Raw genomic sequence first — 26,308 nt, 5'->3', positions numbered from 1 at the left:
GCATGGACCTGCCCGTGATGCCACCGGTGGCGCCGATGCTCGCCAAGTCGGTGGCCGAGATCCCGCCCGGGATGCAGTACGAGGCCAAGTGGGACGGCTTCCGCACCATCGTGTTCCGCGACGGCGACGAGGTCGAGCTCGGCAGCCGCACCGGAAAACCGCTGACCAGGTACTTCCCCGAGCTGGTGGAAGCCCTGCGGCGCGAGCTGCCGCCACGCTGCGTGCTGGACGGCGAGGTGGTGATCGCCCGTGACGGGCGGCTGCGCTTCGAGGAGCTGTTGGAGCGCATCCACCCGGCCGCGAGCCGGGTGAAGCTGCTCGCCGAGCGGACCCCGGCCTCCTTCGTCGCCTTCGACCTGCTCGCCCTCGGCGACGACTCCCTGCTGGACGAGCCGCTGTCGGCGCGCCGCCCGGCCCTGGAGACGGCGCTCGCCGGCGCCGCCGACCCGGTGTTCACCGCCCCCGCCTCCACCGACCGGGACCTCGCCCGGAGCTGGTTCGCCGAGTACGAGGGCGCCGGGCTGGACGGGGTGGTCGCCAAGCCGCTGGACCAGCCGTACCGGCCGGGGGAGCGGACCATGTACAAGATCAAGCACGAGCGCACCGCCGACTGCGTGGTGGCGGGCTACCGCGAGCACAAGAGCGGCCCGGTGGTCGGCTCGCTGCTGCTCGGCATCTTCGACCCCGCGGGGAAGCTGCAGCACGTCGGTGTCTGCGCCGCCTTCTCGATGGCCCGGCGCCGCGAACTCGCCGAGGAACTCGCCCCGTTGCGGATGGCGGACCTCTCCCGGCACCCCTGGGGCGACTGGGCGGACGAGGCCGCGCACGCCGCGGGCCGGCTGCCCGGCGCGGTCAGCCGCTGGACCGGCGGCAAGGACCTCTCCTGGATCGCGCTGCGCCCCGAGCGGGTGGTCGAGGTCGCCTACGACCACATGGAGGGCACCCGCTTCCGGCACACCGCGCAGTTCCGCCGCTGGCGGCCGGACCGCACCCCGGAGAGCTGCACCTACGAGCAGTTGGAGGAGCCGGTCTCGTACGACCTCGGCGAGGTGCTGGGGATCTGAGGCAGGGGCGTGTGCGTCGGAGGCCCGGGCCGGTGGATCGGCCCGGGCCTCCGTGGGGTCAGCGGAGCCGCGCGGTCAGGAGACGTGCAGTTCAGGAGACGTGCAGAGTGGCGGAGCCGTTCGCGGTGGGGGAGGGCCCCGACGGCGAAGCCGACGTCGTGGACGCGGACGGCGAGCCCGAGCCGCTGGGCGAGCGCGACGCCGACCCGGAGCCCGAGGCCGAGGCCGAGGCCGAACCGGGCGGGGTGGGCAGGGTGTAGACGTTGTTCGGCGAGACGATCTGCGTGATCGCCCGGGCGAGGGGGGTGGAGGGCTCCGAACCGTCGTGCAGGATGTCGGTGTTGAGCAGGATCACCAGGCTGGCCTGCGCCTGCGGCAGGTAGATCACCACGCTCTCGTACCCGGGGAGCGAGCCGTTGTGGCCGATCCATCCGTGGGTCTCGAACACGCCGAAGCCGTAGCCGAGGTCGGGGCTCGGCCCGACCGGCTTGGTCTTCAGCCGCTCCGCCTGGGTCGCGGGCTTGACCAGCGGTACGCCGGTGGCCAGCACCTTCGACCACTTCTGCAGGTCGGACCGGGTCGAGATGAGGGCGCCGGCCGCCCAGGCCCAGGACGGGTTCCAGTCCGTGGAGTCCTCGACCGCACCGCTCAGCGTCTGGTTGGTGTAGCCGTGGGCGTGTGGGGCGGGGAACGCCGCGTCGACCGGCAGGTTGGACTGGGTGAGCCCGGCCGGGGCGAAGACGTTCTGCTGCAGGTATTCGGCGAGCGGCTGTCCGCTGACCTTCTCGACGACCAGGCCGAGCAGGATCAGGTTGGTGTTGGAGTACTCGAACTGGGCGTCCGGCGCGAAGTTCGCCGGGTGTTTGAAGGAGTACGCCAGCAGCTCCTGCGGCGTGAACGGGCGGTTGGGGTCGGTGAAGAACGCCTTCTGGAAGTCCGGGTCGAAGGTGTAGCTGTACAGGCCGCTGCGCATGTCTCCGAGCTCGCGGAGGGTGATCCCGTCGCCGCCGGGCACTCCCGGGACGTACCGGGAGATCGGGTCGTCCAGGCCCACCTTGCCCTGGTCCACCAGCTGCAGGATGCCGGTCGCCGTGAAGGTCTTGGTGACGCTGCCGATCCGCATGTAGAGGTCGGGCGACATCGGGGTGCCGGCGTTCTTGTCGGCGACGCCGAAGGAGCGCTGGTAGGTGCCGTCGGGCGTGGTGTAGTCGACGATCACCCCCGGGATGCCGACCTGGGTCATCACCTGCTTGATCGCGGTGTCCAGACGGCTCACGACGTCCGGGGTGAGGGGGACCACCGTGCCGGTGGGGCTGCTGCCGGCGGTCGACGACGGGCTCAACGCGGCCGGTTCGGCGGTGACCGCCGGGCCGCCGGCCTGCGGGGCGGGCTCGGACCCGCCGGAGCAGGCGGAGACCGCGAGCAGGCCGGTCAGGGCCAGGGCGGCGGCGGTGGCCCGGCCGGCGGAGCGGGGTGCGGCCGGTCGGGGCCGTCGGGTCTTGGTCATGGGTCGGGGCGGCCTCTCTGGGGCGAAGGGCCCCGGAGCGCCTGCTCCACGGGGCCGCGGGGGAGCGTCGTCACCGTAAGCACCGGCGTCCGGCACCCGCGCGTCGGCCGCGGCCGTGCTGGCCCGAACGGGACGCAACCCCACCCGAGTGGCCGGTCCCGGCTGGTGGTGCCCGTGGCCGGCGGCCCGCGGGCGTTGCCAAGTGCCGCCGCCCGGGGGCCGGTTGGTGTGACGGTCGGCTCCTCGCGCTCGGCCGAACGAGTGAGCACCGGCACGCCGTACGGGCCGTCGGGCGCGGCTCGGGCACGATCGTTCAGCCCAGCTGTGGCCGCCCTTAAGAATTCCTCGATGGACCGCACCCCCTCTCACCAGGCAGATTGCTGCCTGCCCGGAGCGCGTCCGTCAGGTGCGGCCGAACCGGGCCGCCGCGGCCTGCCCGACCCCCGAAGGCCGTCCCACCCGCACGTCAGGAGCCGTCGCCCGTGAAGGCACTCGTCAAGCAGAAGGCCGAGCCCGGCCTCTGGATGATCGACGTCCCGAAGCCCGAGATCGGCCCGGGCGAGGTGCTGATCAAGGTGCTGCGGACCGGCATCTGCGGCACCGACCTGCACATCCGTAAGTGGGACAACTGGGCGCAGCAGACCATCAGGACCCCGATGACGATCGGCCACGAGTTCGTCGGCGAGGTCGCCGAGCTGGGCGCCGGCGTCACCGACATCGCGGTGGGCGACCTGGTCAGCGGCGAGGGCCACCTGGTCTGCGGCAAGTGCCGCAACTGCCTGGCCGGCCGCCGCCACCTGTGCCGCAACACCGTCGGCCTGGGCGTCAACCGCGACGGCGCCTTCGCCGAGTACGTGGCGCTGCCCGCCTCCAACGTCTGGGTGCACCGGGTGCCGGTCGACCTGGACGTGGCCGCGATCTTCGACCCGTTCGGCAACGCCGTGCACACCGCGCTGTCCTTCCCGCTGGTCGGCGAGGACGTGCTGGTCACCGGCGCCGGCCCGATCGGCATCATGGCCGCCGCCGTCGCCAAGCACGCCGGCGCCCGCAACGTGATGATCACCGACGTCTCCCCGTACCGGCTCGACCTGGCCCGCGAGGTCGGCGTGACGCTGGCGCTGAACGTCGCCGAGCACACCATCGAGGAGGGCCAGCAGAAGCTGGGCCTGCGCGAGGGCTTCGACGTCGGCCTGGAGATGTCCGGCCGCCCCGAGGCGATGCAGTCGATGATCGCCAACATGACGCACGGCGGCAAGATCGCCATGCTCGGCCTGCCGGCCGACGACTTCGCCGTCGACTGGGCGCGGATCGTCACCTCGATGATCACCATCAAGGGCATCTACGGCCGCGAGATGTTCGAGACCTGGTACGCGATGTCCGTGCTGCTGGAGGGCGGCCTGGACCTCAGCCCGGTGATCACCGGCCGCTACGCCGCCGATGACTTCGGCGCCGCCTTCGACGACGCCGCGAGCGGCAACTGCGGCAAGATCATCCTCGACTGGACCGCCTGAGCCACCCCGCCGACGCAAAAGGAGCCTGTTGTGTTCGACAACGTGCGCGCCGACATCGCCACCACCCTCGACGAGATCCGCGAGGCCGGCCTGTTCAAGCCCGAGCGGGTGATCGGCACCCCGCAGAGCGCCGCCGTCACCGTCACCGGCGGTGGCAAGCCCGGCGAGGTGCTGAACTTCTGCGCCAACAACTACCTCGGCCTGGCCGACCACCCCGAGGTGCTCGCCGCCGCCAAGGACGCCCTGGACCGCTGGGGCTACGGGATGGCCTCGGTCCGCTTCATCTGCGGCACCCAGGACGTCCACAAGGAGCTGGAGGACCGCCTCTCGGCGTTCCTCGGCCAGGAGGACACGATCCTCTACTCCTCCTGCTTCGACGCCAACGGCGGTGTCTTCGAGACCCTGCTCGACGCCAATGACGCCGTCATCTCCGACGCGCTCAACCACGCGAGCATCATCGACGGCATCCGGCTCAGCAAGGCCCGCCGCCACCGCTACGCCAACCGCGACATGGCCGACCTGGAGAAGCAGCTCCAGGACACCCAGGACGCCCGCCGCCGCCTGATCGTCACCGACGGCGTCTTCTCGATGGACGGCTACGTCGCCCCGCTGCGGGAGATCTGCGACCTGGCCGACCGCTACGGCGCCATGGTCATGGTGGACGACTCGCACGCCGTCGGCTTCGTCGGCGCGGGCGGCCGCGGCACCCCGGAGCTGCACGGCGTGATGGACCGCGTGGACATCATCACCGGCACCCTCGGCAAGGCCCTCGGCGGCGCCTCCGGCGGCTACGTCGCCGCCCGCCGGGAGATCGTCGCCCTGCTGCGCCAGCGCTCCCGGCCGTACCTGTTCTCCAACTCGCTGGCCCCGGTGATCGCGGCCGCCTCGCTGAAGGTGCTCGACCTGGTCGAGAACTCCAACGAGCTGCGCGAGCGGCTGGCGGCCAACACCGCGCTGTTCCGCTCGAAGATGACCGAGGCCGGGTTCGAGATCCTGCCCGGCGACCACCCGATCGCCCCGGTGATGATCGGCGACGCGGCCGAGGCCGGCCGGCTCGCCGAACTGCTGCTGGAGCGCGGCGTGTACGTGATCGGGTTCTCCTACCCGGTCGTCCCGCACGGCCAGGCCCGGATCCGGGTGCAGCTGTCCGCGGCGCACTCCACCGAGGACGTCGAGCGCGCCGTCGCGGCCTTCGTCGACGCCCGCGCCGCCCTGGGGCAGTAGCCCCCGCCGGGCCCGGCAGGGGCCCGCACCGACTGCCCGCGGGCCGGACCGCTCGGAACCGGTCCGGCCCGCGGGCCCACAACCGCCGTGGGGGGGGGGGGGGGCCCGAGCCCCCCCCCCCCCCCCCCCCCCCCCCCCCCCCCCCCCCCCCCCCCGCCGGGGGGGCCCCCCCCCCCCCCCCCCCCCCCCCCCACGGCCCCCAACCACCTGCCCCACCCTCCCGTTGCGGGGGCGGGACGCCGGCCCGGCCGACGTCCCGCCCCCGTCGCGGTTCCCGGGGCGCTCGCCGTCGCCGCCGTTTCGATCAGTCGTCGTCGTTGTCCTGGCCCTGGTCGTCGTTGTCACCGTGGTGCCCGTCGGTGCGGGCGAAGACCTGGTAGTCGCCCGCCGGGCCGGTGCTGCCGCCGACCAGGTTGCCGCTGGTCGAGCCGAAGACCACGGTGTCGCCGTGGGCGTCCACGAACGGGTCGACCGAGGAGCCGTTGCCGAAGGAGCCGTCCGGGGCGGTGGAGACCCGCTCGGTGCGGCCGGTGCGCAGGTCCTGGCGGTAGACGTCCCAGCCCGGGTGCTGCGGGCCGGCCACCAGGTTGTCGGCGGCGGAGGAGAAGTAGATCCAGCGGTTGTCGGCCGTGATGCGGCCGTGGTCGGAGGTGCCCACCGAGGTGGTGCCGGGCAGGCCGCCGCTGACCTTCGTCACGGCGCCGGTCCGGAGGTCCCGGACGTACAGCACCAGGTGGTAGCGGTGGCCGTTGGTCGAGCCGCCGGGCTCGGGCAGGGCGTAGACCGCGCGCCGCCCGTCCGGGCTGATCGTCGCGTCGAAGCTCGCCGCGCCGGGCGTGCCGTCGGGGCCGATGCTCGCGGCGGAGATCCGGCCGGTCCGGAGGTCGGCCGTGTAGTAGGTGCCGGTGGTCGGCAGGGCCAGGTTCGACTTCGCCAGGCCCTCCCGGGCGCTGCGGGGCAGGGCCGGGGCGGTGCCCGGGGCCGGCTCGACGTCGGCGGCGGCCGGGGCGGGTGCGGCAGGGGACGCGGTGGCCGGGGCGGGTGCGGCCGGGGCGGGAGTCTGCGCGGCCGGCAGCAGGTTGGAGGCGAAGGAGGTGAAGCCGACGGTGTGGCCGTCCGCGCTGATCGTCGGGTTGAGCGACATGCTGTCGCCCGGCTTGCCGTCCGCGCCGAGGGAGACCAGGCGGGTCGTCCCGGTCCAGCGGTCGGTGACGTAGATGTTGTAGTCCCAGGTGTACGGCCTGGCGAGGGACGGGGTGGCGAGGGACGGGGTGGCGGCGCCGCCCGGCATGCCGGGGACCAGGTCGGTGCGAGCCGACACGAAGGCCACGTAACGGCCGTTCGCGCTGATCGAGGGCGCGTAGGAGGCGTGGAACTTGTCGGTGTCGGCGCCGGTGAGGCCGCCGCTGATCAGCTCGGTGCGGCCGGTCGCGCGGTCGCGCAGGTACACCTCGGTGCGGCCCTGGACCTGCAGGCCGGGCACCACGTTCTCGGCGTCGCTCTCGAAGACGACGTAGCGGCCGTCCGCGTTGATCCCGACGTAGTCGGTGAAGCCGCTCAGCGCCGAGCCGTCGGCGGCCAGGTTGACCCGCTCGGTGCGGCCGGTGCGCAGGTCGCGGACGTAGGCGTCGCGGGCGGTCTTCGCGGGCTGGGCCACCAGGTTGGTGGCCCAGGAGGTGAACAGGGCGTAGCGGCCGTCCGCGCTGACCCCGTGGCTCCACGACTGGTTGTCGGGCACCGCGCCGTTCAGCCCGACGCTGACCTGGACGGTCGCGGGCGGCACCGGCGCGGCCTGGGCCGGGGCGGCGACCGCGGCCAGGACGGCGGCGGCCGCCAGGACGCTTCCGGCGCCGACCAGCCACCGGTTGCGGGTGGTTCGGGTGCTGCGGGTCATGGGCGTGGTCCTCCCCTGTGATCGCCGCGGCGCCGGGCTCCCTCCCGGCGACGGGCTCCAGGAGAGCCAATCGCCGGGAGGCGCGACGGGTCAACGGCCCCGGGTGATCTCGGCGGAAAATACGTCAACAAACGTATTCCGCACGGGAGTCAGGCCAGGGAAGGCGCCGGTTCAGGCCATCGGTCCGGGCCGTCGGTTCGGGCCGTCGGGTCAGGCCGTCGGGTCGGGCCGTCGGGTCAGGCCGTCAGAGGCGGCGCCGGAAGACGTCCGTGACGTTGTTGGCGTCGCCCGGGACGAGGTCGCCGTCCGTGGCGTTGAAGACCACGGTGTCCCCGAAGGCGTCCACGGACGGTGTGAACGACGAGGCGGTGCTCTGGGCGCCGTCCCGGGTGAGGCTCACCCGCTCGGTGCGGCCGGTCCACAGGTCGTGGCGGAAGACGTCCGACTGCTGGTTGGTGTCGCCCGGCACCAGGGTCTCGACGTCGGAGGTGAAGTACACCCACCGGCCGTCGTCGGTCATGACGGGCTCGTAGGAGGAGAGGTCCGTGGTGGTGCCGGGGAGCGGGGTGCTCACCTGGGTCACGGTGCCGGTGGCCAACTCGCGGGCGTAGACCACCAGATGGATCCCGTGCGAGCCGGGCCGCCCGCCGGGCTGGGGGACGCTGTAGACGGCGTAGCGGCCGTCCGGGCTGATCCGACCGTCCTGGCCGGTGGGCCGGAAGGCCCCGGTCTCGTCGTAGCTGGCGGCGCTGATCCGGCCGGTGCGGGCGTCCCAGACGTAGAAGGGGAAGAACTTGGGCACCGCCAGGTGCGGCCGGGCGCCGGTGGAGGGTGCGGGTGCGGTGGAGCCGTCGGCGGTCGGGGTGCCGTCGGCCGGGGCGCCGGTGCCGGCCGTTGCCGGTTCCTCCGTGGACGGGACGAGGTTGCCCGCCCGCGAGGTGAAGCCGACGGTCCGGCCGTCCGCGCTCAGGGTCGGCACGGAGGAGTGCTGGTCGGCCGGCGTGCCGTCGTAGCCGACCGTGATCAGCCGGGTGGTGTGGGTCCAGCGGTCGGTGACGTAGATGTTCGCCTTGCCGCGCTTGACCGTCCCCCCGAGGTCGGTGCGGTCGGAGGCGAAGGCCACGAAGCGGCCGTCCCGGCTCAGGCTGGGGTCGCTCGCCCTGCGGATCGACTGGTCGTCGGCCGTCGAGCCGGTGCCGACGCTGATCAGCTCGGTGCGACCGGTCCACCGGTCGCGCACGAAGACGTCGGTCTCGTGCTTCTGCTGGCCGGGCACCGCGTTGGTCGCGGCGGTGCTGAACGCCACGAACCGGCCGTCGCCGCTGATCGTGGCGTTGGCGGCCGGCGCGTTCAGCTGCGAGCCGTCGTCGGCCAGGTCGACCTGTTCGACGTGCCCGTTGCGGAGGTCCTTCACGTAGAGGCCCTCCGAGCCGTCGGCGTGACCGGGGGCGAGACCGGTCGCCGTCGAGCTGAACAGCACCGAGCGGCCGTCGGAGCTCACCCCGAGCTGGTACGAGTCGCCGTTCAGCCCCTCGCCCTTGGGTCCCTCGCTGACCCGGGCGGTGTCGCCCTTGGGCGGCCGGGCCTCGGCGGCGGGCATCGCGGCGCCGACCGCGGTGACGGCGGCCAGCACGCAGGCGGTGCGGGCCAGCCGGCGGCGGGTGCGTGCGGTGGTCATCGATCATCCTCCCCAGATGACGGTGTCGGGCCCGCTCGACCCCCGCGGCCCGGTCGGGCACGAGCCAAGCGCCGCTCGGCCCGGCGGTCAACGGACTGCGGCGATCTCGGCCGGAAATACGTCACCGGTGGTACCGGCGACCGGAACCGCCTCCTCCCGGAAAGCGGTGCGGGGACGACCCCGGCGGGTTCGCTCCGCCACGCTGGCAGAATTGGCCTGTGATCGACGCACGACGGCTGCGGACCCTGCGGGCCGTGGCGGACCACCGCACCGTGACCGCCGCGGCGGCCGCCCTCTACCTGACCCCCTCCGCGGTCTCCCAGCAACTGGCCGCCCTGGAGCAGGAGACCGGGCACCACCTGCTCGCCCGCGAGGGCCGGGGGGTGCGGCTGACCGCCGCCGGGGAGATCCTGCTCGGCCACGCCGATGTCGTGCTGGCCCAGCTGGAGCGGGCCGAGGCCGACCTCGCCGCGTACAGCGCCGGCGTCTCCGGGGAGGTCACCGTGGCCTCCTTCGCCACCGGCATCGGACTGGTGCTGGCGCCGGCGATCGGGCTGCTCGCCGAGCGCGCGCCGGGGGTGCGGCTGAAGGTGCTGGACGCCGAGGGCGACGCCAGCCTGCCGATGGTGCTGGAGGGCCGGGCCGACCTCGCGGTGGCCGTGGAGTACCGGGGCGCGCCGCGCGCCGACGACGCCCGGCTGACCCGGGTGCCGCTGTACGCCGAGCCCTTCGAGGCCGTCCTCCCGCTCGGCCACCGGCTGGCGGGCGAGGCAGGCCCGCTCGCCGTCGCCGCGCTGGCCGACGAGCCCTGGATCGGGCCCTACCCGGGCAACCCCTGCCACGACGTGGTGCTGCTGGCCTGCGAGCACGCCGGGTTCCAGCCCCGGCTGCTGCACTCCTCGGACGACTTCCGGGCGGTCGTGGCGCTCGCCTCGGCGGGCGCCGGGGTGGCCCTCGTCCCGCGCTCGGCGCTGCGCGGGGTCGACCTCGGGCAGGTCGCCGTCCGTCCGGTGGACAGCGAGCTCGCCACCCGTCGGGTCTTCGCCGCCGTGCGGGCCGGCGCGGACGGGCACCCGTTGATCCGGCCGGTCCTGGACGCCCTCGCCGAGGCGGCCGCGGCGGGCGCGTAGGGCGTTCCGGGCGTGGCGGGCGCGTAGGGCGTGCCGGGCATGCTGGGCGCGTAGGGCGTCGAGGGACGACGGGCGGGCGGGGCCTGGAGGGCTTGGCGTGGGCCGGGTCCGAAATTCGCGGCGGATCCGGCGGGAAGTGTCAGAGACGCCCCGGGGCCCTCGGGTGGTTCCGGACACGGTCGTGCGGCTGCCCGGCGTCCCGGGGCGGGCGGCCGCGCCGTGTGCAGGTGGCGTGGCGTCCCGGCCCGGGCGGCCGGGCAGCCGCAGGTCCAGGGAGGGGCGGTCGGATCATCCGACCGTCGGGGTCACCCGTGGGTGAGGGTGATCAGGCGGACGGCCGGGGCGGAAACCACCTGAACGGTATCGGTGCCGGGGATCCGCAGCTTGACGAAGCCGCCCTGGAACGCCACCAGTGCGCGGGGCACCGAGGAGACCGCCCGGTCGGCGGCGTCCACCACCGCGTAGCCGTCGACCAGGTCGACGGAGCCCTCGGCCCAGTCCTCGTCCATGCGTCCCCCCGCTGTACGGCTGTCCCCCGCAAACGGTACCGATCGGTTCCGTTCTGACGTCGAAGACGGTACCGATCGGTGCCGTTTGGCGTCAAGGGCGGTTAGGATCGCTCCCATGGCAGTCAACGCACGGGCGCGCCTGCTGAGCACGGCCGAGACCCTCTTCTACGCCAACGGGATCCACGCGGTCGGCGTGGAGCGCATCCTCTCCGAGTCCGGTGTGGGCCGGGCCTCCTTCTACCGGCACTTCACCGGCAAGGAGGCCCTGGTGACGGCCGTCCTGGAGGGGCGCGACCAGCGGTTCCGCAGCTGGCTCGCCGAGCGGGTCGCGGCCCACGGCGGCCACCCGCTGCACGTCTTCGACGCGCTGGCCGAACGGTTCTCGACGCAGGACTACCGGGGCTGCGTCGCCATCAACACCATGACCGAGATCGCCGACCGCGCCAGCCCGGCCCGGGAGATGGCGGCGCTGCACAAACGGCGCGTCATCGAGCTGGTCGAGCAGCTCATGCGGGACGCGGACATCCCCCGGCCCGACGAGCGGGCCAAGCAGTTCGCCCTCCTGATGGACGGCGCCATCGTCACCGCCCTGCGCGAGGGCACCCCGGACGCCGCCTGGCGGGCCCGCACCATCGCGGAGTCCCTGCTGGCGGCCGGCTGAGGCCCCTGCGGCAGCCGGTCAGGTGCCGGTCGGGCCGGTCAGTCCCTGCGGGCGCCACCAGGCGAGGGGCGAGGAGCAGGCACCGGCCGTCAGGGGCGCGTCGGCGCCCTGGTCGAGCAGGCAGCGGGTGCCGTCCTGGGTCCTGATGAGCAGGCAGTCGGTGACGGAGCCGTCCGCCGGAGCGGCGTCCGGAGCCGGCCGACGGTCGGTGAACTGCCAGCGCTGGGCGTCGGCTCCGGTGGCGCCCGCCGGGGTGTCGTCCCGTACGGCCACGGTGCCGGTGGGCTCCACGGTGATCAGCCGGGGCACCGGCGCACCGCTGGAGAGCAGGGACTGCAGGGCCAGGCCGCCGTCCGGTTCGGTCCAGACGAGCCACTCCTCGCCGTTGCCTCCGGTCGGTGCCACGGTACCGACGGGTGCCCCGTCCGGCACGTCGGAGGGCGGGGCGTCCAGCACGGCCAGGCGGCGTCCGGAGGCGCAGGAGGCCAGGGTGCCGAGGCCCCCGTAGGAGGGGGTGCGCGGGCCGTCCGGGTCGAACGCCGGGGTGCCCGTCGGCGCGGTGGCCGGATCGCCGAGGCCGCCCGGGAGCACGTCGTCGGACAGGGCCTCCGGTCCGGCGGGGGAGGCCTCGGGCGGGGCCGCCGCCGCCCGGTTGTCGGCGGCGTGGACGCCCGGGGCGGCCGACGGGCCCGCGGCAGGGCCGGGGCCGCCGGTGCAGCCGGCGATCAGCAGCAGGCCCGGCAGCAGGCCCGGCAGGAGGACGGCGGCCGCGCGGGCGGTGCCCGGCCGGTCCCGCCGAGGGTCGGAGGGGGTCGTCCGTCCGGTCCGTTCCGTGGTCGTCCTGCGCAGCGTCATCCGACGTCCTCCTTGCCGTGCCGTTCCCCGGTGGGCGGGCGGCCGGAGCTCCCCGTGACGGGGCCGGACCGCCCGGCGGGGCCGTGCCTGTCGACCCCTGTCCACGGTCACGCTAGGGTGCCGGACCACTGGTGGATGACGGTCGGTGCCTCGGGGATCTGCCCGGGTGACGGTGCTTCGGGCCGTTGACGGGCGAGGCGACGGCTCCGGGCCCGGCGGTGGTGCCCGTGGGCCGGCGGCGCCGGCGTCGGCCCGGACGGCGGCGAAAGGTTTCGGTCCGGGTACCGACAGTTCTGCCGGCTCCGGGCACCAAGGGCGGGCACCACGGGCGGGCGACGAGCGGCCGAACGGCCGCGCGGCGGGGCTGCGTATGCTGGGGCCGTGATGGCGAACGAGGGACGGCAACCGGTGCTGCGGGCGGACGCCGCGCGGAACCGGGCCCTGGTGCTGCGCGTCGCCCGGGAGCAACTCGCCGCAGGGGACGACACGCTGCAGCTCAACGTCATCGCCCGGCTGGCCGGGGTCGGTGTGGGAACCGTCTACCGGCACTTCCCCAACCCGCAGGCGCTGCGCGAGGCGCTGCTGGTGGAGCGGTTCCGTGAGCTGGTCGACGAGGCCCGCGCCGCCGCCGACGAGGAGGACGCCTCCGAGGGGCTGCACCGACTGCTGCGCTTCACGCTCCTCAAGGCGTTGCACGACGACGGCCTGGGAGCCGTGCTGGAGTCCGCCAATGACGCCGAGGCACAGACCTCGGCCATGAAGGCCGAGTTGGACGAGGCCGTCGCGAGCCTGCTCGACCGGGCTCGTCTGCAGGGCGCCGTCCGCGGCGACATCGGGCCCGGCGACGTGCGCCGACTGCTCTGCGGGATCGAGCACGCCCTGCGCAGCGGCGACCAGGGCCCCGCGCGGGTCGAGGTCTACCTCGGGGTCCTCGTCGAGGGGTTGCGTCCTCCGCGCTGACGCGGGTCACCGGCTCGAGGGCGAGACCGGGCCGTCGTGCGGCCGTCGTTCGCCGTCGTGCGGCGGTCGTACGCCCGTCGCCGTGTGGCGGTCGCCGAATCTTACGGACCGCGAACGTGCTTGCCCGGGAGGGCTGTTCCGGCTGTACAGGGGATCGGGCGCTGCCTACGGTGACGTTCACCCCGCCTCCGCGCCCGGGTCCTCCGGCATCGACTCGGCGCCCGGCCGCGACGCCGCCGTCGGTCGACGGCATCCGTGTGCGCGGTGGGGCCCATGCGGATACGGCTGGTGGGGCAGCACGACGAGCAATTAACCGGATAGCTATCCGCTCGTGCTAGCGTGTGACCCGTCAACCGGATAGCTATCCGGTTGATCTGTCGCAGTGGAGAAGGGGCGAAGCTGATGGAACGCCAGGCAGTGGTGACCGCCGGGACGGGCGGTATCGGACTGGAGACGGCGCTGGGCCTCGCGGAACGCGGCTACGCCGTCACCGTGATCGGCCGCGACGAGGACCGCGGCCTGCAGGCCGTGGACCGGATCTCGGCCGTGGCGACCGGCAGCCGGCCGAGGTTCATCGCGGCCGACCTGTCCTCGCTCGGCGCCGTGCGGGGCCTCGCCCTCGACCTGGCCGCCTTGGGCCCGCTGACCGTCCTGGTCAACAACGTCGGCGCGATGTTCGCGCAGCGGCAGCGGACCGTGGACGGCATCGAGGCCTCCTTCGCCGTCAACCACCTCTCGCCGTACCTGCTCACGGAGCTGCTCCTGGACCAGCTCCGGGCCGGCGGACCGAGCCGGGTCGTGAACGTGAGCTCCGGCGCCGTCAAGGTGGCCAAGCGCACCTTCGCCGCCGTCGAGCCCCCGGGCGGCTACTACGGCTTCCACTGGTACGGCCGGGCCAAACTCGCCAACCTCGCCTACACGCTGGACCTGGCCGAGCGCCTGCGCGGCAGCGGCGTCAGCGTCTTCGCGGCCGACCCGGGCGGCGCCGCCACCAGCATGACCAACGGCACCATGGCCTCGCCGACGATCGTCTCCCCGGGTCTGCGCCTGCTGTGGCCGCTGGTCCGCCGGCGCTTCGAGCGCTCGACGGCCGGACCGGCCGCCGAGGCCGCCCGCTCCTCGGTGTTCGCCGCCACCGACCCCTCACTCGACGGCCGGACCGGTCTGCTCATCGGCCCGGAAGCCCGACCCGTCCCCGTCCCCCCGGCGAGCACCGACCCCCGGCTCACCGCCGACGTCCTCCGGCTCAGCCGGGAGCACGCGGGCCGATGGACGCTCGCGTGACCCGACCCTCCGCACCGCCGACCCCCGGCGCCCGCAGCACCCGTCCGCCCGTCCCGATCCGGTGGGAGGGAGCATGACCGAGCGCCACGACACGGCCGTCCCCGTCCCTGTTTCCGGCTCGGGCTCCGGCCCCGTCCCCGCTCCCGCGGTGCCGACGGCCGAGCGGCACCGCGGCCTCCTGCTGCGGTACGCGGCCCGGCTGACCCGCGGCGACCTGCACCGGGCGGAGGACATCGTCTAGGAGACCCTGCTGCGGGCCTGGGCGCGGCCGCCGCAGGGCGATCCCGAGGACGAGGAGCGACTGCTCGCCTGGCTGTACACGGTGGCGCGGAACCTGTCCGTCGACATGCACCGCCGCGACCGCTCGGTGCCGGTGGGCGTGGTGCCGAGCCAGCTGCTGCACCACGCGGCCGACGGTGACCTGGCCGAGCGCGTGGTCGACCGGCAGGCGGTCCGCTCGGCGCTGACCCGGCTCTCCGAGGAGCACCGGGAGGTGATCGTCCGGATCCACCTGCGCGACCGGTCCGGCGAGGAGGCCGCGCAGGAGCTCGGCGTCCCACCCGGCACCGTCAAGTCCCGTACGCACTACGCCCTGCGCGCGCTGCGACGGGAGCTGGCGGTCCGCCGCCCCCGGGGCTGACACTCCGTCCGTCCGGAACGCGCGCGAGGCCCGCGCCGAGGATTCGGCGCGGGCCTCGCGGAGTGGTCACCGCCGACCGCGAACCGCGCACCCGGGGTGGGGTGCGTCGGGTGCGGCCGGCACCGGCTTCCGGAGCGTCCGGGGTTGGGCCCCGGGCCCGCGGGCGGGGGCCGGGTCAGTGGGCGGGGCGGATCTGGAGGGCGTTGATGCCCCAGTGGATCGACGGGTCCGAGGTGTGCACGGTGAACTGGAAGTCCCGGCCGGGGCGGGCGGGGATGTCCACCGAGCCGACGCCGACGGAGTCCAGCGGACACTGCACGGTGAAGTCGGCCGGAGCCAGGCCGCCGACGTGCACCTGCACCGAACCGCCGCCCTGGCAGCCGACGGTGACGGCGATCGGCAGCGACTCGATCACCGAGGCCGTCACCGCGCCGCCGTTCCCGATCCAGTCGGGGATCGCGAACATGGTGTCCTCGTCCGGGGCCGGCGGCAGGATCCGCCCCGTCCCCGGCTCGCCGAAGGGCTCGTCCGAGGCCGAGTCCGAGTCCGAGGCCGAAGCTGCGGCCGGTGTCGAGTCAGGTACCGGGTCGGCGGGCTGCGCCGATGCCGTCCCGGCGAACGCGAGTGCCACCCCCAGCACCCCGGCCGCTGCGGTGAGCGTGCGCGTCCTCGTCCGTTCCATGGTGGTCCCCCCTGCTGTTCACGTGTCGTACCGATGTTCGGCATACGAAGTTGATCGTAGTGCCCTCGGTCGGGGGTGACCGCCGTCTCGGCGGCTTTCGGCCGATCAGGCGCGGTCGTGGAGCGTGACCTGGTAGCCGTCGGGGTCGGCGAAGGTGAAGGTCCGGCCGAAGGGGCCGTCGATCGGTGCGGAGACGATGGTGCGACCGTCGGCGACGAGCGCGTCGTGGACGGCCTGGACGTCGGTGGCGTGGAGCCAGATCGCCACGCCGATGCCGGGCTGGGCGACGGATGCGAGGTCGGTGCCGGGAACGACGTCGCGGAGGGCGAACGCGATCGGCTTCGTCTCGAAGACGACGGCGTGCGGGGGCCCGGCCGGCGAGCGGACGAGGCCCAGGTACCGCTCGTAGAACGCCTGCGAAGCGGCGAGGTCGCGCACTTGGAGCGAGATGAAGTCGGGGCCGGTGGCGGGCATGGTGGCACTCCTTCTTTGCATGTCAGTTTTCTGACATGCGGCAACGTATGTCAGAATGCTGACATGAGTCAAGAAGGTGTCGGCGTCGACCTGGAGACGTCCCTGGGCTACCTGCTCAAGGAGGCGTCGAGCGCCCTGCGGGTGGCCATGGAGGAAGTGCTGCGGCCGCTCGGGATGAGCGTGACCCACTACTCCTGCCTGGAACTGCTGGCGCAACGACCGGGCCTGTCGAACTCCGAGCTCGCGCGGGGCGCGTTCGTGACGCGGCAGACGATGAACGTGCTGCTCCAGGCCCTGGAACGGGACGGCTACGTGACCAGGCCCGCGGAGGCACCCGTCGGGAAGGCGCTCCCCGCGCGGCTCACGCCACGCGGCCGACGCAGCCTCGAGAAGGCGAGCGCGGCCGTCCGGTCCGTCGAGGCCGGCATGCTGGCCGGCCTGACCGACACCGAGCAGTCCGAGGCGTTCCGGATCCTGCGGAGCATGATCCATTCCCTCCGTGGCGACACCGGGGGCGCCTGACCGCTCCCCGGGCGCACACCCTCGCAGGCGAGCGGTGGCCCGCTGACCCGCCGATCCGCTCGGCCGTGGTCACCCCGTCCAGCGGTCGGCGCCGGTTCGGTGGGTGCGGGAGCGAGTGCATAGGGTGGGGGTGATGGTGTCGGCGCCTGCGTAGGGAGATGGGGATGGGTTCGACCTCTGTTGCTGGCGGCCTGCTCCCGGTCGGGGTGATCGGGCTCGGGGACATCGCGCAGAAGGCGTATCTGCCGGTGGTGGGGGCGTTGCCGGGGCTGGACCTGCGGTTGATGACCCGGGACGGGGCGAAGCTGGAGCGGATCGGTGAGGCGTACCGGGTCGCGGCGGAGAAGCGGTTCACCGATCTCGGGGAGTTGATCGGGAGCGGGATCCGGGCGGCGTTCGTGCACGCGGCCACCGACCAGCACGTGCCGATCGTGGAGCGGCTGCTGACGGCGGGCGTCGACGTCTACGTGGACAAGCCGCTGGACTACACGCTGGACGGTTCCCGCCGCCTGGTGGACCTGGCCGACCGGACGGGCCGCTCGCTGATGGTGGGCTTCAACCGGCGGCACGCGCCCGGCTACGTGCAGGCCAAGGAGCGCCCGCGGGACCTGATCGTGCTGCAGAAGAACCGCGAGGGCCTGCCCGAGGCCGCCCGCACCCTGGTCTACGACGACTTCATCCACGTCGTCGACCTGCTCCGCTTCCTCGTGCCGGGCGAGATCGAGCACGTGGACGTCCGCTCCCGCAGCCGGAACGGGCTGGTCGAGCACGTGGTGCTCACCCTCGGCGGGGAGGGGTTCACCGCGCTGGGCATCATGAACCGGCTCTCCGGCTCGACGGAGGAGGTGCTGGAGGTGTCCGGCGGCGACTCCAAGCGGGAGGTGCGCAACCTGGCGGAGGTGATCGACCACCGGGGCCAGCCGACCGTCCGGCGCCGCGGCGACTGGGTGTCGGTCGCCCGCCAGCGCGGCATCGAGCAGTGCGTGCTGGCGTTCCTGGACGCCGTCCGCACCGGGAAGACCCTCGACGCCCGTGACGCGCTGCGCACCCACGAGCTGTGCGAGCTGGTCGTGGCGCGGATCGAGGCTTCCTGGGAGTCGGCTGGGAGCGGCCTGTGAGCAGCCCGGACTGACCGTGAGTCAAGTCACCTGGACGGAACGGACAGTTCACCGACGAGGTCTTGTCGGGGCTTTTTCTACGCGCGTATCTTGAGGGGCGCCGCGGGGGGCGGGTGTCCGTCCCCCGCTCCCTCTACGCGAGTAGCGCGCGCATCGAGCGCGCCTCCGCCCGGACCGCCGTGCCACCACCCGTGCCGCACGACGGAGCTAGGAGTCCTGCCCCGGTGACCACCGCCCCCGCCTCCCGCCCGCACAGAAGCCTGCTGCGCGCCGCCCTGATCCCGGCCTCGCTGGCCGCCTCGCTGGTGCTCGTGCCGCTGCCGGCGGCCAACGCCGCCGGTGCCGCGACCCCCGCCCCGACCGAGGCCGGCCCGCTGCGGATCCACGACGTCCAGGGCACCACCCGGATATCCCCGCAGGCCGGCAAGCCCGTCACCGGTGTGCCCGGCATCGTCACCGGTGTGCGCGCGTACGGCAGTTCCAAGGGCTTCTGGATCCAGGACCCGAACCCGGACGCGGACCCGGCGACCAGCGAGGGCGTCTTCGTCTTCACTGGCGGCAACCCGACCGTCAAGGTCGGCGACTCGGTGCTGGTGAGCGGCAAGGTCACCGAGTACTACCCCAACTACTCCGGCGGCTCGCAGTCCCTCACCGAGATCTCCGCCCCGGGCGTCACGGTCGTCTCCTCCGGCAACCCGCTGCCCGCCCCGGTGGTCGTCGACACCCGCAACATCCCCGGCACCTACAGCCCGGCGGCCGGCGCGGACGGCAGCATCGACGGCGTGAAGCTCGACCCGGAGAAGTACGCCCTGGACTTCTACGAGTCCCTGGAGGGCATGCTCGTCCAGGTCAAGGACGTCCGGGTGGTCCAGGCGACCGACAAGTACAACGAGCTGTGGGTCGCCGCCGACCGCCAGGACCAGCGCAGCAAGCGCGGCGGCGTGCTGTACGAGTCCTACCGCGAGCCCAACGTCGGCCGCCTGATGATCCAGCAGCAGGCGCCCGCCTCGCAGCAGGTGTTCCCGGTGGCCAACGTCGGCGACGAGCTGACCGGCACCACCACCGGCCCGCTGGACTACAACGCCTTCGGCGGCTACACCCTCGTCGCCGGCCCGATGGGCACGCTGAAGGACAACCACCTGCAGCGCGAGGTCACCGCCCAGGCGGGCGACCGCGAACTCACCCTCGCCACCTACAACGTGGAGAACCTGGCCCCGAACAACCCGGACTCCAAGTTCGCCGCGCTGGCCCAGGGCGTCGTCACCAACCTGCGCTCGCCCGACATCGTCGCCCTGGAGGAGATCCAGGACGACAACGGTTCCAAGAACGACGGCACGGTGGACGCGAGCCAGACCGTCGCCAAGTTCATCGCCGCGATCAAGGCGGCCGGCGGCCCGGCGTACGACTGGCGCTCGATCGACCCGCAGGACGGCAAGGACGGCGGCGAGCCCGGCGGCAACATCCGCCAGGTCTTCCTGTTCAACCCGCAGCGGGTCTCCTTCACCGACATCCCGGGCGGCGACGCCACCACCGCCGTCGGCGTGACCGGCACCGGCACCGCCGCCGCGCTGACCGCCTCGCCCGGCCGGATCGCGCCGAACGACGAGGCGTGGACCACCAGCCGCAAGCCGCTGGTCGGCCAGTTCGCCTTCCGCGGCCAGAAGGTCTTCGTGATCGCCAACCACTTCAACAGCAAGGGCGGCGACCAGGGCATCGACAGCCGCTTCCAGCAGCCGACCCGCAGCTCCGAGGTGCAGCGGGTCAAGCAGGCCACCCTCGAGCAGGCCTTCGTCGCGCAGCTGCTGGCCGCCGACAAGGAGGCCAAGGTCGTCTCCCTCGGCGACTTCAACGACTACCAGTTCTCGCCCGCGCTGGCCGCGCTCACCAAGGGCGGCGTGCTGCGCGACCTGGTCAACGAGCTGCCGGAGACCGAGCAGTACTCCTACGTCTACCAGGGCAACTCGCAGGTGCTGGACCACATCCTGGTCAGCCCCGAGGTCGGCTACGCCAAGTACGACGTGGTGCACATCAACTCCGAGTTCGCCCAGCAGGCGAGCGACCACGACCCGCAGGTGGTCCGCATCAAGCCGTGACGCGAGCCGCCGTGCCGGCCGGGGCGTGAACGGCGATGCGCGGGCCGCGGCGTCGGGCGTGACGTGAACGGCGATGCGCGGGCCGCGGCGTCGGCCGTGACGCGCACTGCGGCTATCCTGCCTCCGCCGCCGGTGATCACCGGCGGCGGAGGCAGCGCCGTTCGGGGCGTCGGGTGACGGGGGAGACCGTGGAGACCGTGCAGTACCGGATCGAGCGGATCGGCCGTGAGGACTGGCAGCGCCTGCGGAAGGTGCGCCTGGCCCAACTCCTCGACACGCCAATGGCGTTCGGTGAGACCCACGAGTACGCGAGCCACCAGGGCGAGGGCAACTGGCGGGCCCGGACGAACTGGGTCAACGAACCCGGCAAGGTCGGCCTGGTGGCCGTCGACGCCGAGGGGGAGTGGGTCGGCACCATGCTGTCCGTCCCGAACCAGCAGCACCCCCGCACCGTGGACCTGATCGGCGTCTGGGTGGACCCGGCGCACCGCGGCCGCGAGCGCGGTGTGGCCGACGCCCTGCTGGACGCCGCCCTCGCCTGGGCCCGCGACCAGGGCGCCGAGCGGATGCTGCTCGGGGTGCACGAGGCCAACCCCCGTGCCGCCGCCTTCTACGTCCGGCGCGGGTTCGCGTACACCGGGGGTGCCACGCCGTACGTGCTGGACTCCTCGGCGCGGATCCTGGAGATGGCCCTCCCGCTCGTCTGACACCCCCGGCGGCGCGCCGCTCAGCCGACGTACTCCGCCAGGGCCTCGCCGGTCGCGGTGGAACGGTCGGCGACCAGCTCGGCCGGGGTGCCCTCGAAGACCACCCGGCCGCCGTCGTGGCCGGCGCCCGGGCCGAGGTCGATGATCCAGTCGGCGTGCGCCATGACCGCCGGGTGGTGCTCGATCACGATCACCGACTTGCCGGAGTCGACCAGCCGGTCCAGCAGCCCGAGCAGCTGCTCGACGTCGGCCAGGTGCAGGCCGGTGGTCGGCTCGTCCAGGACGTAGACGCCGCCCCTGTCCGCCATGTGCGTGGCCAGCTTGAGCCGCTGCCGCTCGCCGCCGGAGAGGGTGGTGAGCGGCTGGCCGAGGCTGACGTACCCGAGCCCGACGTCCACCAGCCGCTCCAGGATCCGGTGTGCGGCCGGCAGCTTCGCCTCGCCGGTCCGGAAGAACTCCTCGGCCTCGGTGACGGACATCGCCAGCACCTCGGCGATGTCCCGGCCGCCCAGCCGGTACTCCAGCACCGCGGGCTGGAAGCGCTTGCCCTCGCAGTCCTCGCAGGTGGTGGCGACCCCGGCCATCATCGCCAGGTCGGTGTAGACCACCCCGGCGCCGTTGCACGTCGGGCAGGCGCCCTCGGAGTTGGCGCTGAACAGCGCCGGCTTGACGCCGTTGGCCTTGGCGAAGGCCTTGCGGATCGGCTCCAGCAGGCCGGTGTAGGTGGCCGGGTTGCTGCGCCGCGAGCCCTTGATGGCGCCCTGGTCGACGGAGACCACGCCCCCGTCGACCGCGCCCCGGTCGACCGCGCCCCCGTCCGGCGCCCCCGACGACCGGCACAGCGACCCGTGGATCAGCGAGCTCTTGCCCGAGCCCGCGACCCCGGTCACCACCGTGAGCACTCCGAGCGGGACGTCCACGTCCACGTCCCGCAGGTTGTGGGTGTTCGCGCCGCGGATCTCCAGCGTCCCGGTGGGCTTGCGCACGCTCTCCCGCAGCGGCGCCCGGTCGGCCAGGTGGCGGCCGGTGACGGTGCCGCTGTCGCGCAGCCCGTCGACGCCGCCCTCGTAGCAGACCGTGCCGCCCGCCGTGCCGGCACCGGGGCCGAGGTCCACGACGTGGTCGGCGATCGCGATGGTCTGCGGCTTGTGCTCGACCACCAGCACGGTGTTGCCCTTGTCCCGCAGGCGCAGCAGCAGCTTGTTCATCCGGTCGATGTCGTGCGGGTGCAGGCCGGTGGTCGGCTCGTCGAAGACGTACGTGGTGTCGGTGAGCGAGGAGCCGAGGTGGCGGATCATCTTGACCCGCTGCGCCTCGCCGCCGGAGAGCGTGCCGGAGGGTCGGTCGAGCGAGAGGTAGCCGAGGCCGATCTCCACGAAGGAGTCCAGGGCCTGGCGCAGGGTGCTGAGCAGCGGCGCCACCGAGGGCTCGTCGAGGCCGCGGACCCAGTCGGCGAGGTCGCTGATCTGCATCGCGCAGGCGTCGGCGATGCTGATCCCGGCGATCTTGGAGGAGCGGGCGGCCTCGCTGAGCCGGGTGCCGTCGCATTCCGGGCAGGCGGTGAAGGTGACGGCCCGCTCGACGAAGGCGCGGATGTGCGGCTGCAGCGCGTCCTTGTCCTTGGCGAGCATCGACTTCTGGAGCTTGGGGATCAGGCCCTCGTAGGTGAGGTTGACGCCGTTGACCTTGACCTTGGTCGGCTCCCGGTGGAGGAAGTCCTGCAGCTCCTTCGCGGTGTACTCGCGGATCGGCTTGTCGGGGTCGAGGAAGCCCGAGTTGGCGTAGACGCCGACGGTCCACCAACTGTCGGTCTTCCAGCCGGGGATGGTGATCGCGCCCTCGGCGATCGACTTGCTGTCGTCGTACAGCTGGGTGAGGTCGATGTCGGAGACGCTGCCCCGGCCCTCGCAGCGGGGGCACATGCCGCCGGTGATGCTGAAGCTGCGCTTCTCCTTGACAGTCCTGCCACCGCGCTCGTACGAGACCGCGCCCGCGCCGCTGACCGAGGGGACGTTGAAGGAGTAGGCCTTGGGCGAGCCGATGTGCGGGGTGCCGAGGCGGCTGAAGAGGATGCGCAGCATCGCGTTGGCGTCGGTGGCGGTGCCGACGGTGGAGCGCGGGTCGGCGCCCATCCGCTGCTGGTCGACGATGATCGCGGTGGTCAGGCCCTCCAGGACGTCCACCTCGGGGCGGGCCAGCGTGGGCATGAAGCCCTGGACGAAGGCGCTGTAGGTCTCGTTGATCAGCCGCTGGGACTCGGCGGCGATGGTGTCGAAGACCAGGGAGCTCTTGCCCGAGCCGGACACACCGGTGAAGACCGTCAGGCGGCGCTTGGGGATGTCGACGCTCACGTCCTTGAGGTTGTTCTCGCGCGCGCCGTGGACGCGGATCAGGTCGTGGCTGTCGGCGGTGTGCGGCGCGGGGTGCGCGTCCGTCCTCTTGGGCATGGCTCTCTCTCGTTCCCTGGATCTCGGGTGGGGCGGGCGGGCGTCGGGCGGTGCGTCGGGCGGTGCGTCGGGCGGGGCGCGCGGCCGACGGGCCGGTCGGGTGGGGCCCGCCCCGCCGTCAAGGTACGGCACGGGGGCGGGCCCGCGGGTGCGGTCGGCGCACCCCGCCGAATCAGCGCACCTCGTTGAAGCGGATCAAGTTGCCCGCCGGGTCGCGGAAGGCGCAGTCGCGCACGCCCCACGGCGATTCGGTCGGCTCCTGCACCAGCTCGGCGCCGCCCGACTTCAGCCGGTCGAAGACGCCGTCCAGGTCGGCGGTGGCCAGGACGAGCCGGGCGTAGGTGCCCTTGGCCATCATCTCGGTGATCGTGTCGCGCTCCTCCTCGGTGACGCCCGGGGCGGCGGCCGGCGGCTCCAGCACCACGGAGACGCCGGACTGGCCGGGGGCGCCGAGGGTGAGCCAGCGCATCGCGCCGCCGCCCACGTCGTTGCGGACCTCGAAGCCGAGCAGGTCGCGGTAGAAGGCGAGGGAGGCCTCGGGGTCGGTGTGCGGGAGGAAGGTCCAGTGAATGGTGATGTCGCTCATGACCGCAACGCTAGGCGCGGGCCTGCCCGGGACGCTTCTCCGATCCTGATCGGTCCGCCCGAGCCCCCGATCGGTCCGCCCGGGCTCCCGATCGGTCCGCCCGGGCGGACGGGCGGACGGGCGGACGGGCCCGACTCCGGTCAGCCGGGGAGCGCGCGCAGCGCCTTCGCGGCGACGTCGTGGGCGGCTTGGACGAAGGCGGCGACGGCCGCGGATCGCGAGGTCTCGGGCCAGGCGACCACGACCGTGCTGGGGCTGAGGCCGTCGACCGGCCGGTAGGCGATGTCCGGGCGCTGGTGCCGCTCGGTGGTCGAGAGCGACAGGAACGCCACCGCCTGGCCCAGCGCGACCACCTCCAGGAGTTGCTCGACGCTGGCCACGAGCGGCCCTTCCGGAGTGCCGGCCGGCGCCGAGCCGGTGTGGCCGTCACCCGCTTCCGCTCCGTCGCATCCCGTGTAGTAGGCGGTGTCGGAGGGAGCGGCCCCTCTCCAGCGCGGGATCGGTTCGCCCTTGAGGTCGGCCGGCCGCAGTCGCCGGCGCGCGGCCAGGGGATGCCCGGCGGGGAGAACGGCCAGTCGCGGCTCGACCACGAGCGTCTGGGAATCCAGCCCTCGACCGTCGAACGGGCTGCGCAGCACCGCTACATCGGCACGGCCGTCCCGCAGCATGGCGATCGGCTCCCCGCTGCCGGCGACGACGACTTCGGGCGGCGGCAGGTGCGAACCCGTTCCCCGGTAGGCGGCGAGGACCTCCCGCAGCAGCCCGGCATCGCCTTCCGGCTTGACCGCCACGACGAGCTTGGGTGTCGGCTGACCGGCCCGTTGTGCTCGCCGGGCCGCCGCGTGCACCGCGTCGACCGCGATCCGTGCCTGGTCGAGCAGCACCCGACCGGCGGTGGTCAGCCTCACCCGCCGGGTGGTGCGCTCCAGCAGGCGTACGCCGACCCGGGACTCCATCTGCGCGATCGCCTTCGACAGCGGGGGCTGTGCCATCCCCAGGCGTTGCGCGGCCCGGCTGAAGTTCAGTTCCTCGGCGACCGCGATGAAGTACCTCAGCTCCCGCACCTCTAGCTCACTCATATCCGTGGACTATAGATCCAGAGTCTTCCGGTCTTTCCCTTCCGCCCGTGGGCGAGGGGAGGCTGGGGCCATGACGACTTCACAGAAGACCGCTCTGATCACCGGTGCGAACAAGGGCATCGGCAAGGAAACGGCGCGCAGGGTCGCAGCCCTCGGCATCACCGTGCTGATCGGCGCCCGCAGCGCCGAACGGGGCGAGGCGGCGGCCGAGGAGCTTCGCGCCGACGGCGCCGACGCACGGTTCGTACCGCTGGACGTCACCGACGAGACCTCCGTCCAGGCCGCCGCCAAGCACATCGACGCCACGTTCGGCCGCCTCGACATCCTGGTCAACAACGCCGCGATCGCCGCCGGAGGGCAGGCTCCGAGTGCGACCCCCGCCGCCACCGTCCGGCAGGTCTACGAGACCAACGTGTTCGGCGTCATCGCGGTGACCCACGCCATGCTCCCGCTGCTCCGCCGCTCCGCCGCCGCACGCATCGTCAACATGTCCAGCGAACTCGGCTCCCTCGCCCACCTGGCCGACCCGGGCAGCCCGTGGTCCGCCTACACCTCGGTCCTCCTCCCTTACTGCAGCTCGAAGAGCGCGTTGAACGCGATCACCGTGCTCTACGCCAACGAACTGCGTGCCGAAGGGATCCTGGTCAACGCGGTGAGTCCCGGCTACTGCGCGACCGACCTCAACCGCCACACCGGGATGCGCACGGCGGAGGAGGGCGCGGCCGTCGCGGTCGACCTGGCGACCGCGGGCGAGGACGGCCCGACGGGCGCCTTCCTGACCGAGGACGGGCCGATTCCCTGGTGAGAGCCGGCCGCGCCGCCCCCTCAGCCACCCCCGTCACCCCCGTAGCGATCCACGGCTACCGCACCAAGGAGTCCGCCCCATGTCCGAAACCGTCCAGCCGACCGAGTCGAGCGCGCCCGTGGTCGTCCTGGTGCACGGAGCCTTTGCCGACGCCTCCGGGTTCACCGGCGTGATCCGCGAGCTGACGGCCGTCGGGCACCGCGTCGTCGCGCCGCCGAACCCCCTGCGGGGCCTGGCCGGCGACGCGGCCGTGATCCGCGCGGTCGTCGGTGGCATCGACGGCCCCGTCCTGCTGGTGGGGCACTCCTACGGCGGTGCCGTGATCACCCAGGCCTCCGCGGGCCTCGACAACGTGGCGGGTCTGGTCTACCTCGCCGCGTTCGGCCTCGACGAGGGCGAGAGCTGCGCCGGCCTCGGTGCCGGCTTCCCGCCCTCGATGCTGGCCGAGACCGTACGGCCGACCTCCTACGAGGCGTACGGCGCCGCGGGCGGCCCGGACCTGTACATCGACGCGGACGGTTTCCACGAGTCGTACTGTGCCGACCTTCCCGCCGAGTCGGCCCTGGCCATGAGCCTGGCCCAACGGCCGATCGCGGCGGCGGCGTTCACCGAGGAGGCCACCGCGGCCGGTTGGAAGACCGTCCCGTCCTGGTACCAGATCGCCCGGCACGACAACGCCCTCTCCCCTCGGGCCCAGCGCTTCATGGCCGAGCGGATGGGCGCGACCACCGAGGAGGTCGACGGCTCCCATGCGGCCTTCATCGCCCAGCCGCGCCGCACGGCGGACCTCGTCAAGGCGGCGCTGAGCAGGCTCTGAGTCAGGGCCGCGCCCATGCGCGGTGGGGGACCACGCGACCCCACGTCGGCATGGCGTGCCC

25 protein-coding genes are annotated in these 26,308 nt (G+C 73.5%); 15 read left to right on the top strand and 10 right to left on the bottom strand.

What is annotated here, in order from left to right:
* Positions 1–2: 2 nt before the first annotated feature.
* A complete protein-coding gene (locus tag ACIRD3_RS09860) occupies positions 3–1,064 on the top strand; it encodes an ATP-dependent DNA ligase (RefSeq protein ID WP_402213743.1) in 1,062 nt (353 codons plus the stop codon).
* A gap of 91 nt (positions 1,065–1,155) precedes the next feature.
* Here ACIRD3_RS09860 and ACIRD3_RS09855 read toward each other — a convergent pair whose 3' ends face one another.
* Complete coding sequence (locus ACIRD3_RS09855; protein WP_402213741.1) at positions 1,156–2,571, bottom strand: serine hydrolase domain-containing protein; 1,416 nt, start codon at positions 2,569–2,571, stop codon at positions 1,156–1,158.
* Between the two features lie 482 nt (positions 2,572–3,053).
* On the opposite strand from ACIRD3_RS09855, the gene tdh reads away from it, so the two are divergent.
* Positions 3,054–4,082 carry an L-threonine 3-dehydrogenase gene (gene tdh / locus ACIRD3_RS09850; RefSeq protein WP_402213739.1) on the top strand — a complete coding sequence of 343 codons (1,029 nt, stop codon included), beginning with the start codon at positions 3,054–3,056 and terminating at the stop codon, positions 4,080–4,082.
* 30 nt (positions 4,083–4,112) lie between these two features.
* The gene (locus ACIRD3_RS09845) at positions 4,113–5,306 is read left to right on the top strand and encodes a glycine C-acetyltransferase (RefSeq protein WP_402213737.1); all 1,194 of its coding nucleotides are present in this window, start codon (positions 4,113–4,115) and stop codon (positions 5,304–5,306) included.
* A 304-nt stretch (positions 5,307–5,610) separates the two neighbouring features.
* On the opposite strand, the gene ACIRD3_RS09840 is transcribed toward ACIRD3_RS09845, so the two are convergent.
* Entirely contained in the window at positions 5,611–7,200 is a 1,590-nt protein-coding gene (locus ACIRD3_RS09840) for a TolB family protein (RefSeq protein WP_402213735.1), read from the bottom strand.
* Between the two features lie 244 nt (positions 7,201–7,444).
* Positions 7,445–8,878, bottom strand: a complete 1,434-nt coding sequence (locus tag ACIRD3_RS09835; RefSeq protein WP_402213734.1) for a TolB family protein — start codon at positions 8,876–8,878, stop codon at positions 7,445–7,447.
* Between the two features lie 218 nt (positions 8,879–9,096).
* Between ACIRD3_RS09835 and ACIRD3_RS09830 the strand changes: the two genes are divergently transcribed.
* The gene (locus ACIRD3_RS09830; RefSeq protein WP_402213732.1) at positions 9,097–10,008 is read left to right on the top strand and encodes a LysR family transcriptional regulator; all 912 of its coding nucleotides are present in this window, start codon (positions 9,097–9,099) and stop codon (positions 10,006–10,008) included.
* 305 nt (positions 10,009–10,313) lie between these two features.
* Here ACIRD3_RS09830 and ACIRD3_RS09825 read toward each other — a convergent pair whose 3' ends face one another.
* Positions 10,314–10,517: a hypothetical protein gene (locus ACIRD3_RS09825; protein WP_402213730.1), complete on the bottom strand. Its 204-nt coding sequence runs from the start codon at positions 10,515–10,517 to the stop codon at positions 10,314–10,316.
* Between the two features lie 115 nt (positions 10,518–10,632).
* On the opposite strand from ACIRD3_RS09825, the gene ACIRD3_RS09820 reads away from it, so the two are divergent.
* Positions 10,633–11,178 carry a TetR/AcrR family transcriptional regulator gene (locus ACIRD3_RS09820; RefSeq protein WP_402213728.1) on the top strand — a complete coding sequence of 182 codons (546 nt, stop codon included), beginning with the start codon at positions 10,633–10,635 and terminating at the stop codon, positions 11,176–11,178.
* 18 nt (positions 11,179–11,196) lie between these two features.
* On the opposite strand, the gene ACIRD3_RS09815 is transcribed toward ACIRD3_RS09820, so the two are convergent.
* The gene (locus ACIRD3_RS09815) at positions 11,197–12,033 is read right to left on the bottom strand and encodes an RICIN domain-containing protein (protein WP_402213726.1); all 837 of its coding nucleotides are present in this window, start codon (positions 12,031–12,033) and stop codon (positions 11,197–11,199) included.
* A gap of 384 nt (positions 12,034–12,417) precedes the next feature.
* On the opposite strand from ACIRD3_RS09815, the gene ACIRD3_RS09810 reads away from it, so the two are divergent.
* The 4 genes from ACIRD3_RS09810 (at position 12,418) to ACIRD3_RS09795 (ending at position 14,917) form a co-directional block, all read left to right on the top strand.
* Positions 12,418–12,993: a TetR/AcrR family transcriptional regulator gene (locus tag ACIRD3_RS09810; RefSeq protein ID WP_402214035.1), complete on the top strand. Its 576-nt coding sequence runs from the start codon at positions 12,418–12,420 to the stop codon at positions 12,991–12,993.
* 402 nt (positions 12,994–13,395) lie between these two features.
* On the top strand, positions 13,396–14,277 hold the full coding sequence (locus ACIRD3_RS09805) for an SDR family NAD(P)-dependent oxidoreductase (protein WP_402213724.1): 882 nt from the start codon (positions 13,396–13,398) through the stop codon (positions 14,275–14,277).
* A 73-nt stretch (positions 14,278–14,350) separates the two neighbouring features.
* Positions 14,351–14,518, top strand: coding sequence for a hypothetical protein (locus ACIRD3_RS09800; protein ID WP_402213722.1), 168 nt, complete (start codon positions 14,351–14,353; stop codon positions 14,516–14,518).
* Between the two features lie 6 nt (positions 14,519–14,524).
* Complete coding sequence (locus ACIRD3_RS09795; RefSeq protein WP_402214033.1) at positions 14,525–14,917, top strand: sigma-70 family RNA polymerase sigma factor; 393 nt, start codon at positions 14,525–14,527, stop codon at positions 14,915–14,917.
* Between the two features lie 175 nt (positions 14,918–15,092).
* On the opposite strand, the gene ACIRD3_RS09790 is transcribed toward ACIRD3_RS09795, so the two are convergent.
* Entirely contained in the window at positions 15,093–15,599 is a 507-nt protein-coding gene (locus tag ACIRD3_RS09790) for a hypothetical protein (RefSeq protein WP_402213721.1), read from the bottom strand.
* A gap of 105 nt (positions 15,600–15,704) precedes the next feature.
* Positions 15,705–16,073, bottom strand: a complete 369-nt coding sequence (locus ACIRD3_RS09785) for a VOC family protein (RefSeq protein ID WP_402213719.1) — start codon at positions 16,071–16,073, stop codon at positions 15,705–15,707.
* Between the two features lie 63 nt (positions 16,074–16,136).
* Here ACIRD3_RS09785 and ACIRD3_RS09780 point away from each other — a divergent pair, with 63 nt between their 5' ends.
* The 4 genes from ACIRD3_RS09780 (at position 16,137) to ACIRD3_RS09765 (ending at position 20,513) form a co-directional block, all read left to right on the top strand.
* Positions 16,137–16,595, top strand: a complete 459-nt coding sequence (locus ACIRD3_RS09780; RefSeq protein WP_402213717.1) for a MarR family winged helix-turn-helix transcriptional regulator — start codon at positions 16,137–16,139, stop codon at positions 16,593–16,595.
* Positions 16,596–16,759: 164 nt separating this feature from the next.
* Positions 16,760–17,713, top strand: coding sequence for a Gfo/Idh/MocA family protein (locus tag ACIRD3_RS09775; protein ID WP_402213715.1), 954 nt, complete (start codon positions 16,760–16,762; stop codon positions 17,711–17,713).
* Between the two features lie 224 nt (positions 17,714–17,937).
* Complete coding sequence (locus ACIRD3_RS09770; protein ID WP_402213713.1) at positions 17,938–19,806, top strand: endonuclease/exonuclease/phosphatase family protein; 1,869 nt, start codon at positions 17,938–17,940, stop codon at positions 19,804–19,806.
* 188 nt (positions 19,807–19,994) lie between these two features.
* Positions 19,995–20,513 (top strand): GNAT family N-acetyltransferase, encoded by a 519-nt coding sequence (locus tag ACIRD3_RS09765; protein ID WP_402213712.1) that lies wholly within the window; start codon positions 19,995–19,997, stop codon positions 20,511–20,513.
* Positions 20,514–20,533: 20 nt separating this feature from the next.
* Here ACIRD3_RS09765 and ACIRD3_RS09760 read toward each other — a convergent pair whose 3' ends face one another.
* The 3 genes from ACIRD3_RS09760 to ACIRD3_RS09750 all read right to left on the bottom strand — a co-directional run bounded on the left by ACIRD3_RS09760 (position 20,534) and on the right by ACIRD3_RS09750 (position 24,625).
* Complete coding sequence (locus ACIRD3_RS09760; RefSeq protein WP_402213710.1) at positions 20,534–22,960, bottom strand: ATP-binding cassette domain-containing protein; 2,427 nt, start codon at positions 22,958–22,960, stop codon at positions 20,534–20,536.
* A 172-nt stretch (positions 22,961–23,132) separates the two neighbouring features.
* Positions 23,133–23,546, bottom strand: a complete 414-nt coding sequence (locus tag ACIRD3_RS09755) for a VOC family protein (protein WP_402213708.1) — start codon at positions 23,544–23,546, stop codon at positions 23,133–23,135.
* A gap of 140 nt (positions 23,547–23,686) precedes the next feature.
* Positions 23,687–24,625, bottom strand: coding sequence for a LysR family transcriptional regulator (locus ACIRD3_RS09750; RefSeq protein ID WP_402213706.1), 939 nt, complete (start codon positions 24,623–24,625; stop codon positions 23,687–23,689).
* A 70-nt stretch (positions 24,626–24,695) separates the two neighbouring features.
* On the opposite strand from ACIRD3_RS09750, the gene ACIRD3_RS09745 reads away from it, so the two are divergent.
* Both ACIRD3_RS09745 and ACIRD3_RS09740 read left to right on the top strand, forming a co-directional pair.
* Positions 24,696–25,430: an SDR family oxidoreductase gene (locus tag ACIRD3_RS09745; RefSeq protein ID WP_402213704.1), complete on the top strand. Its 735-nt coding sequence runs from the start codon at positions 24,696–24,698 to the stop codon at positions 25,428–25,430.
* 79 nt (positions 25,431–25,509) lie between these two features.
* A complete protein-coding gene (locus tag ACIRD3_RS09740; protein ID WP_402213702.1) occupies positions 25,510–26,247 on the top strand; it encodes an alpha/beta fold hydrolase in 738 nt (245 codons plus the stop codon).
* Positions 26,248–26,308: the final 61 nt, after the last annotated feature.

It is taken from the genome of Kitasatospora sp. NPDC093550 (genome assembly GCF_044764985.1).
Classification (GTDB): Bacteria; Actinomycetota; Actinomycetes; order Streptomycetales; family Streptomycetaceae; genus Kitasatospora.
Note: the sequence above shows the minus strand (reverse complement) of the source record. Positions and strands in the feature narration are given on the sequence as shown.

Bases quoted from the DNA above. Each gene is read 5' to 3' on its own strand.
- ACIRD3_RS09860 (WP_402213743.1), top strand. From the start codon at position 3: ATGGACCTGCCCGTGATGCCACCGGTGGCGCCGATGCTCGCCAAGTCG.
- ACIRD3_RS09855 (WP_402213741.1), bottom strand. From the start codon at position 2,571: ATGACCAAGACCCGACGGCCCCGACCGGCCGCACCCCGCTCCGCCGGC.
- ACIRD3_RS09840 (WP_402213735.1), bottom strand. From the start codon at position 7,200: ATGACCCGCAGCACCCGAACCACCCGCAACCGGTGGCTGGTCGGCGCC.
- ACIRD3_RS09835 (WP_402213734.1), bottom strand. From the start codon at position 8,878: ATGACCACCGCACGCACCCGCCGCCGGCTGGCCCGCACCGCCTGCGTG.
- ACIRD3_RS09825 (WP_402213730.1), bottom strand. From the start codon at position 10,517: ATGGACGAGGACTGGGCCGAGGGCTCCGTCGACCTGGTCGACGGCTAC.
- ACIRD3_RS09820 (WP_402213728.1), top strand. From the start codon at position 10,633: ATGGCAGTCAACGCACGGGCGCGCCTGCTGAGCACGGCCGAGACCCTC.
- ACIRD3_RS09815 (WP_402213726.1), bottom strand. From the start codon at position 12,033: ATGACGCTGCGCAGGACGACCACGGAACGGACCGGACGGACGACCCCC.
- ACIRD3_RS09810 (WP_402214035.1), top strand. From the start codon at position 12,418: ATGGCGAACGAGGGACGGCAACCGGTGCTGCGGGCGGACGCCGCGCGG.
- ACIRD3_RS09805 (WP_402213724.1), top strand. From the start codon at position 13,396: ATGGAACGCCAGGCAGTGGTGACCGCCGGGACGGGCGGTATCGGACTG.
- ACIRD3_RS09800 (WP_402213722.1), top strand. From the start codon at position 14,351: ATGACCGAGCGCCACGACACGGCCGTCCCCGTCCCTGTTTCCGGCTCG.
- ACIRD3_RS09790 (WP_402213721.1), bottom strand. From the start codon at position 15,599: ATGGAACGGACGAGGACGCGCACGCTCACCGCAGCGGCCGGGGTGCTG.
- ACIRD3_RS09785 (WP_402213719.1), bottom strand. From the start codon at position 16,073: ATGCCCGCCACCGGCCCCGACTTCATCTCGCTCCAAGTGCGCGACCTC.
- ACIRD3_RS09780 (WP_402213717.1), top strand. From the start codon at position 16,137: ATGAGTCAAGAAGGTGTCGGCGTCGACCTGGAGACGTCCCTGGGCTAC.
- ACIRD3_RS09775 (WP_402213715.1), top strand. From the start codon at position 16,760: ATGGGTTCGACCTCTGTTGCTGGCGGCCTGCTCCCGGTCGGGGTGATC.
- ACIRD3_RS09760 (WP_402213710.1), bottom strand. From the start codon at position 22,960: ATGCCCAAGAGGACGGACGCGCACCCCGCGCCGCACACCGCCGACAGC.
- ACIRD3_RS09755 (WP_402213708.1), bottom strand. From the start codon at position 23,546: ATGAGCGACATCACCATTCACTGGACCTTCCTCCCGCACACCGACCCC.
- ACIRD3_RS09750 (WP_402213706.1), bottom strand. From the start codon at position 24,625: ATGAGTGAGCTAGAGGTGCGGGAGCTGAGGTACTTCATCGCGGTCGCC.
- ACIRD3_RS09745 (WP_402213704.1), top strand. From the start codon at position 24,696: ATGACGACTTCACAGAAGACCGCTCTGATCACCGGTGCGAACAAGGGC.
- ACIRD3_RS09740 (WP_402213702.1), top strand. From the start codon at position 25,510: ATGTCCGAAACCGTCCAGCCGACCGAGTCGAGCGCGCCCGTGGTCGTC.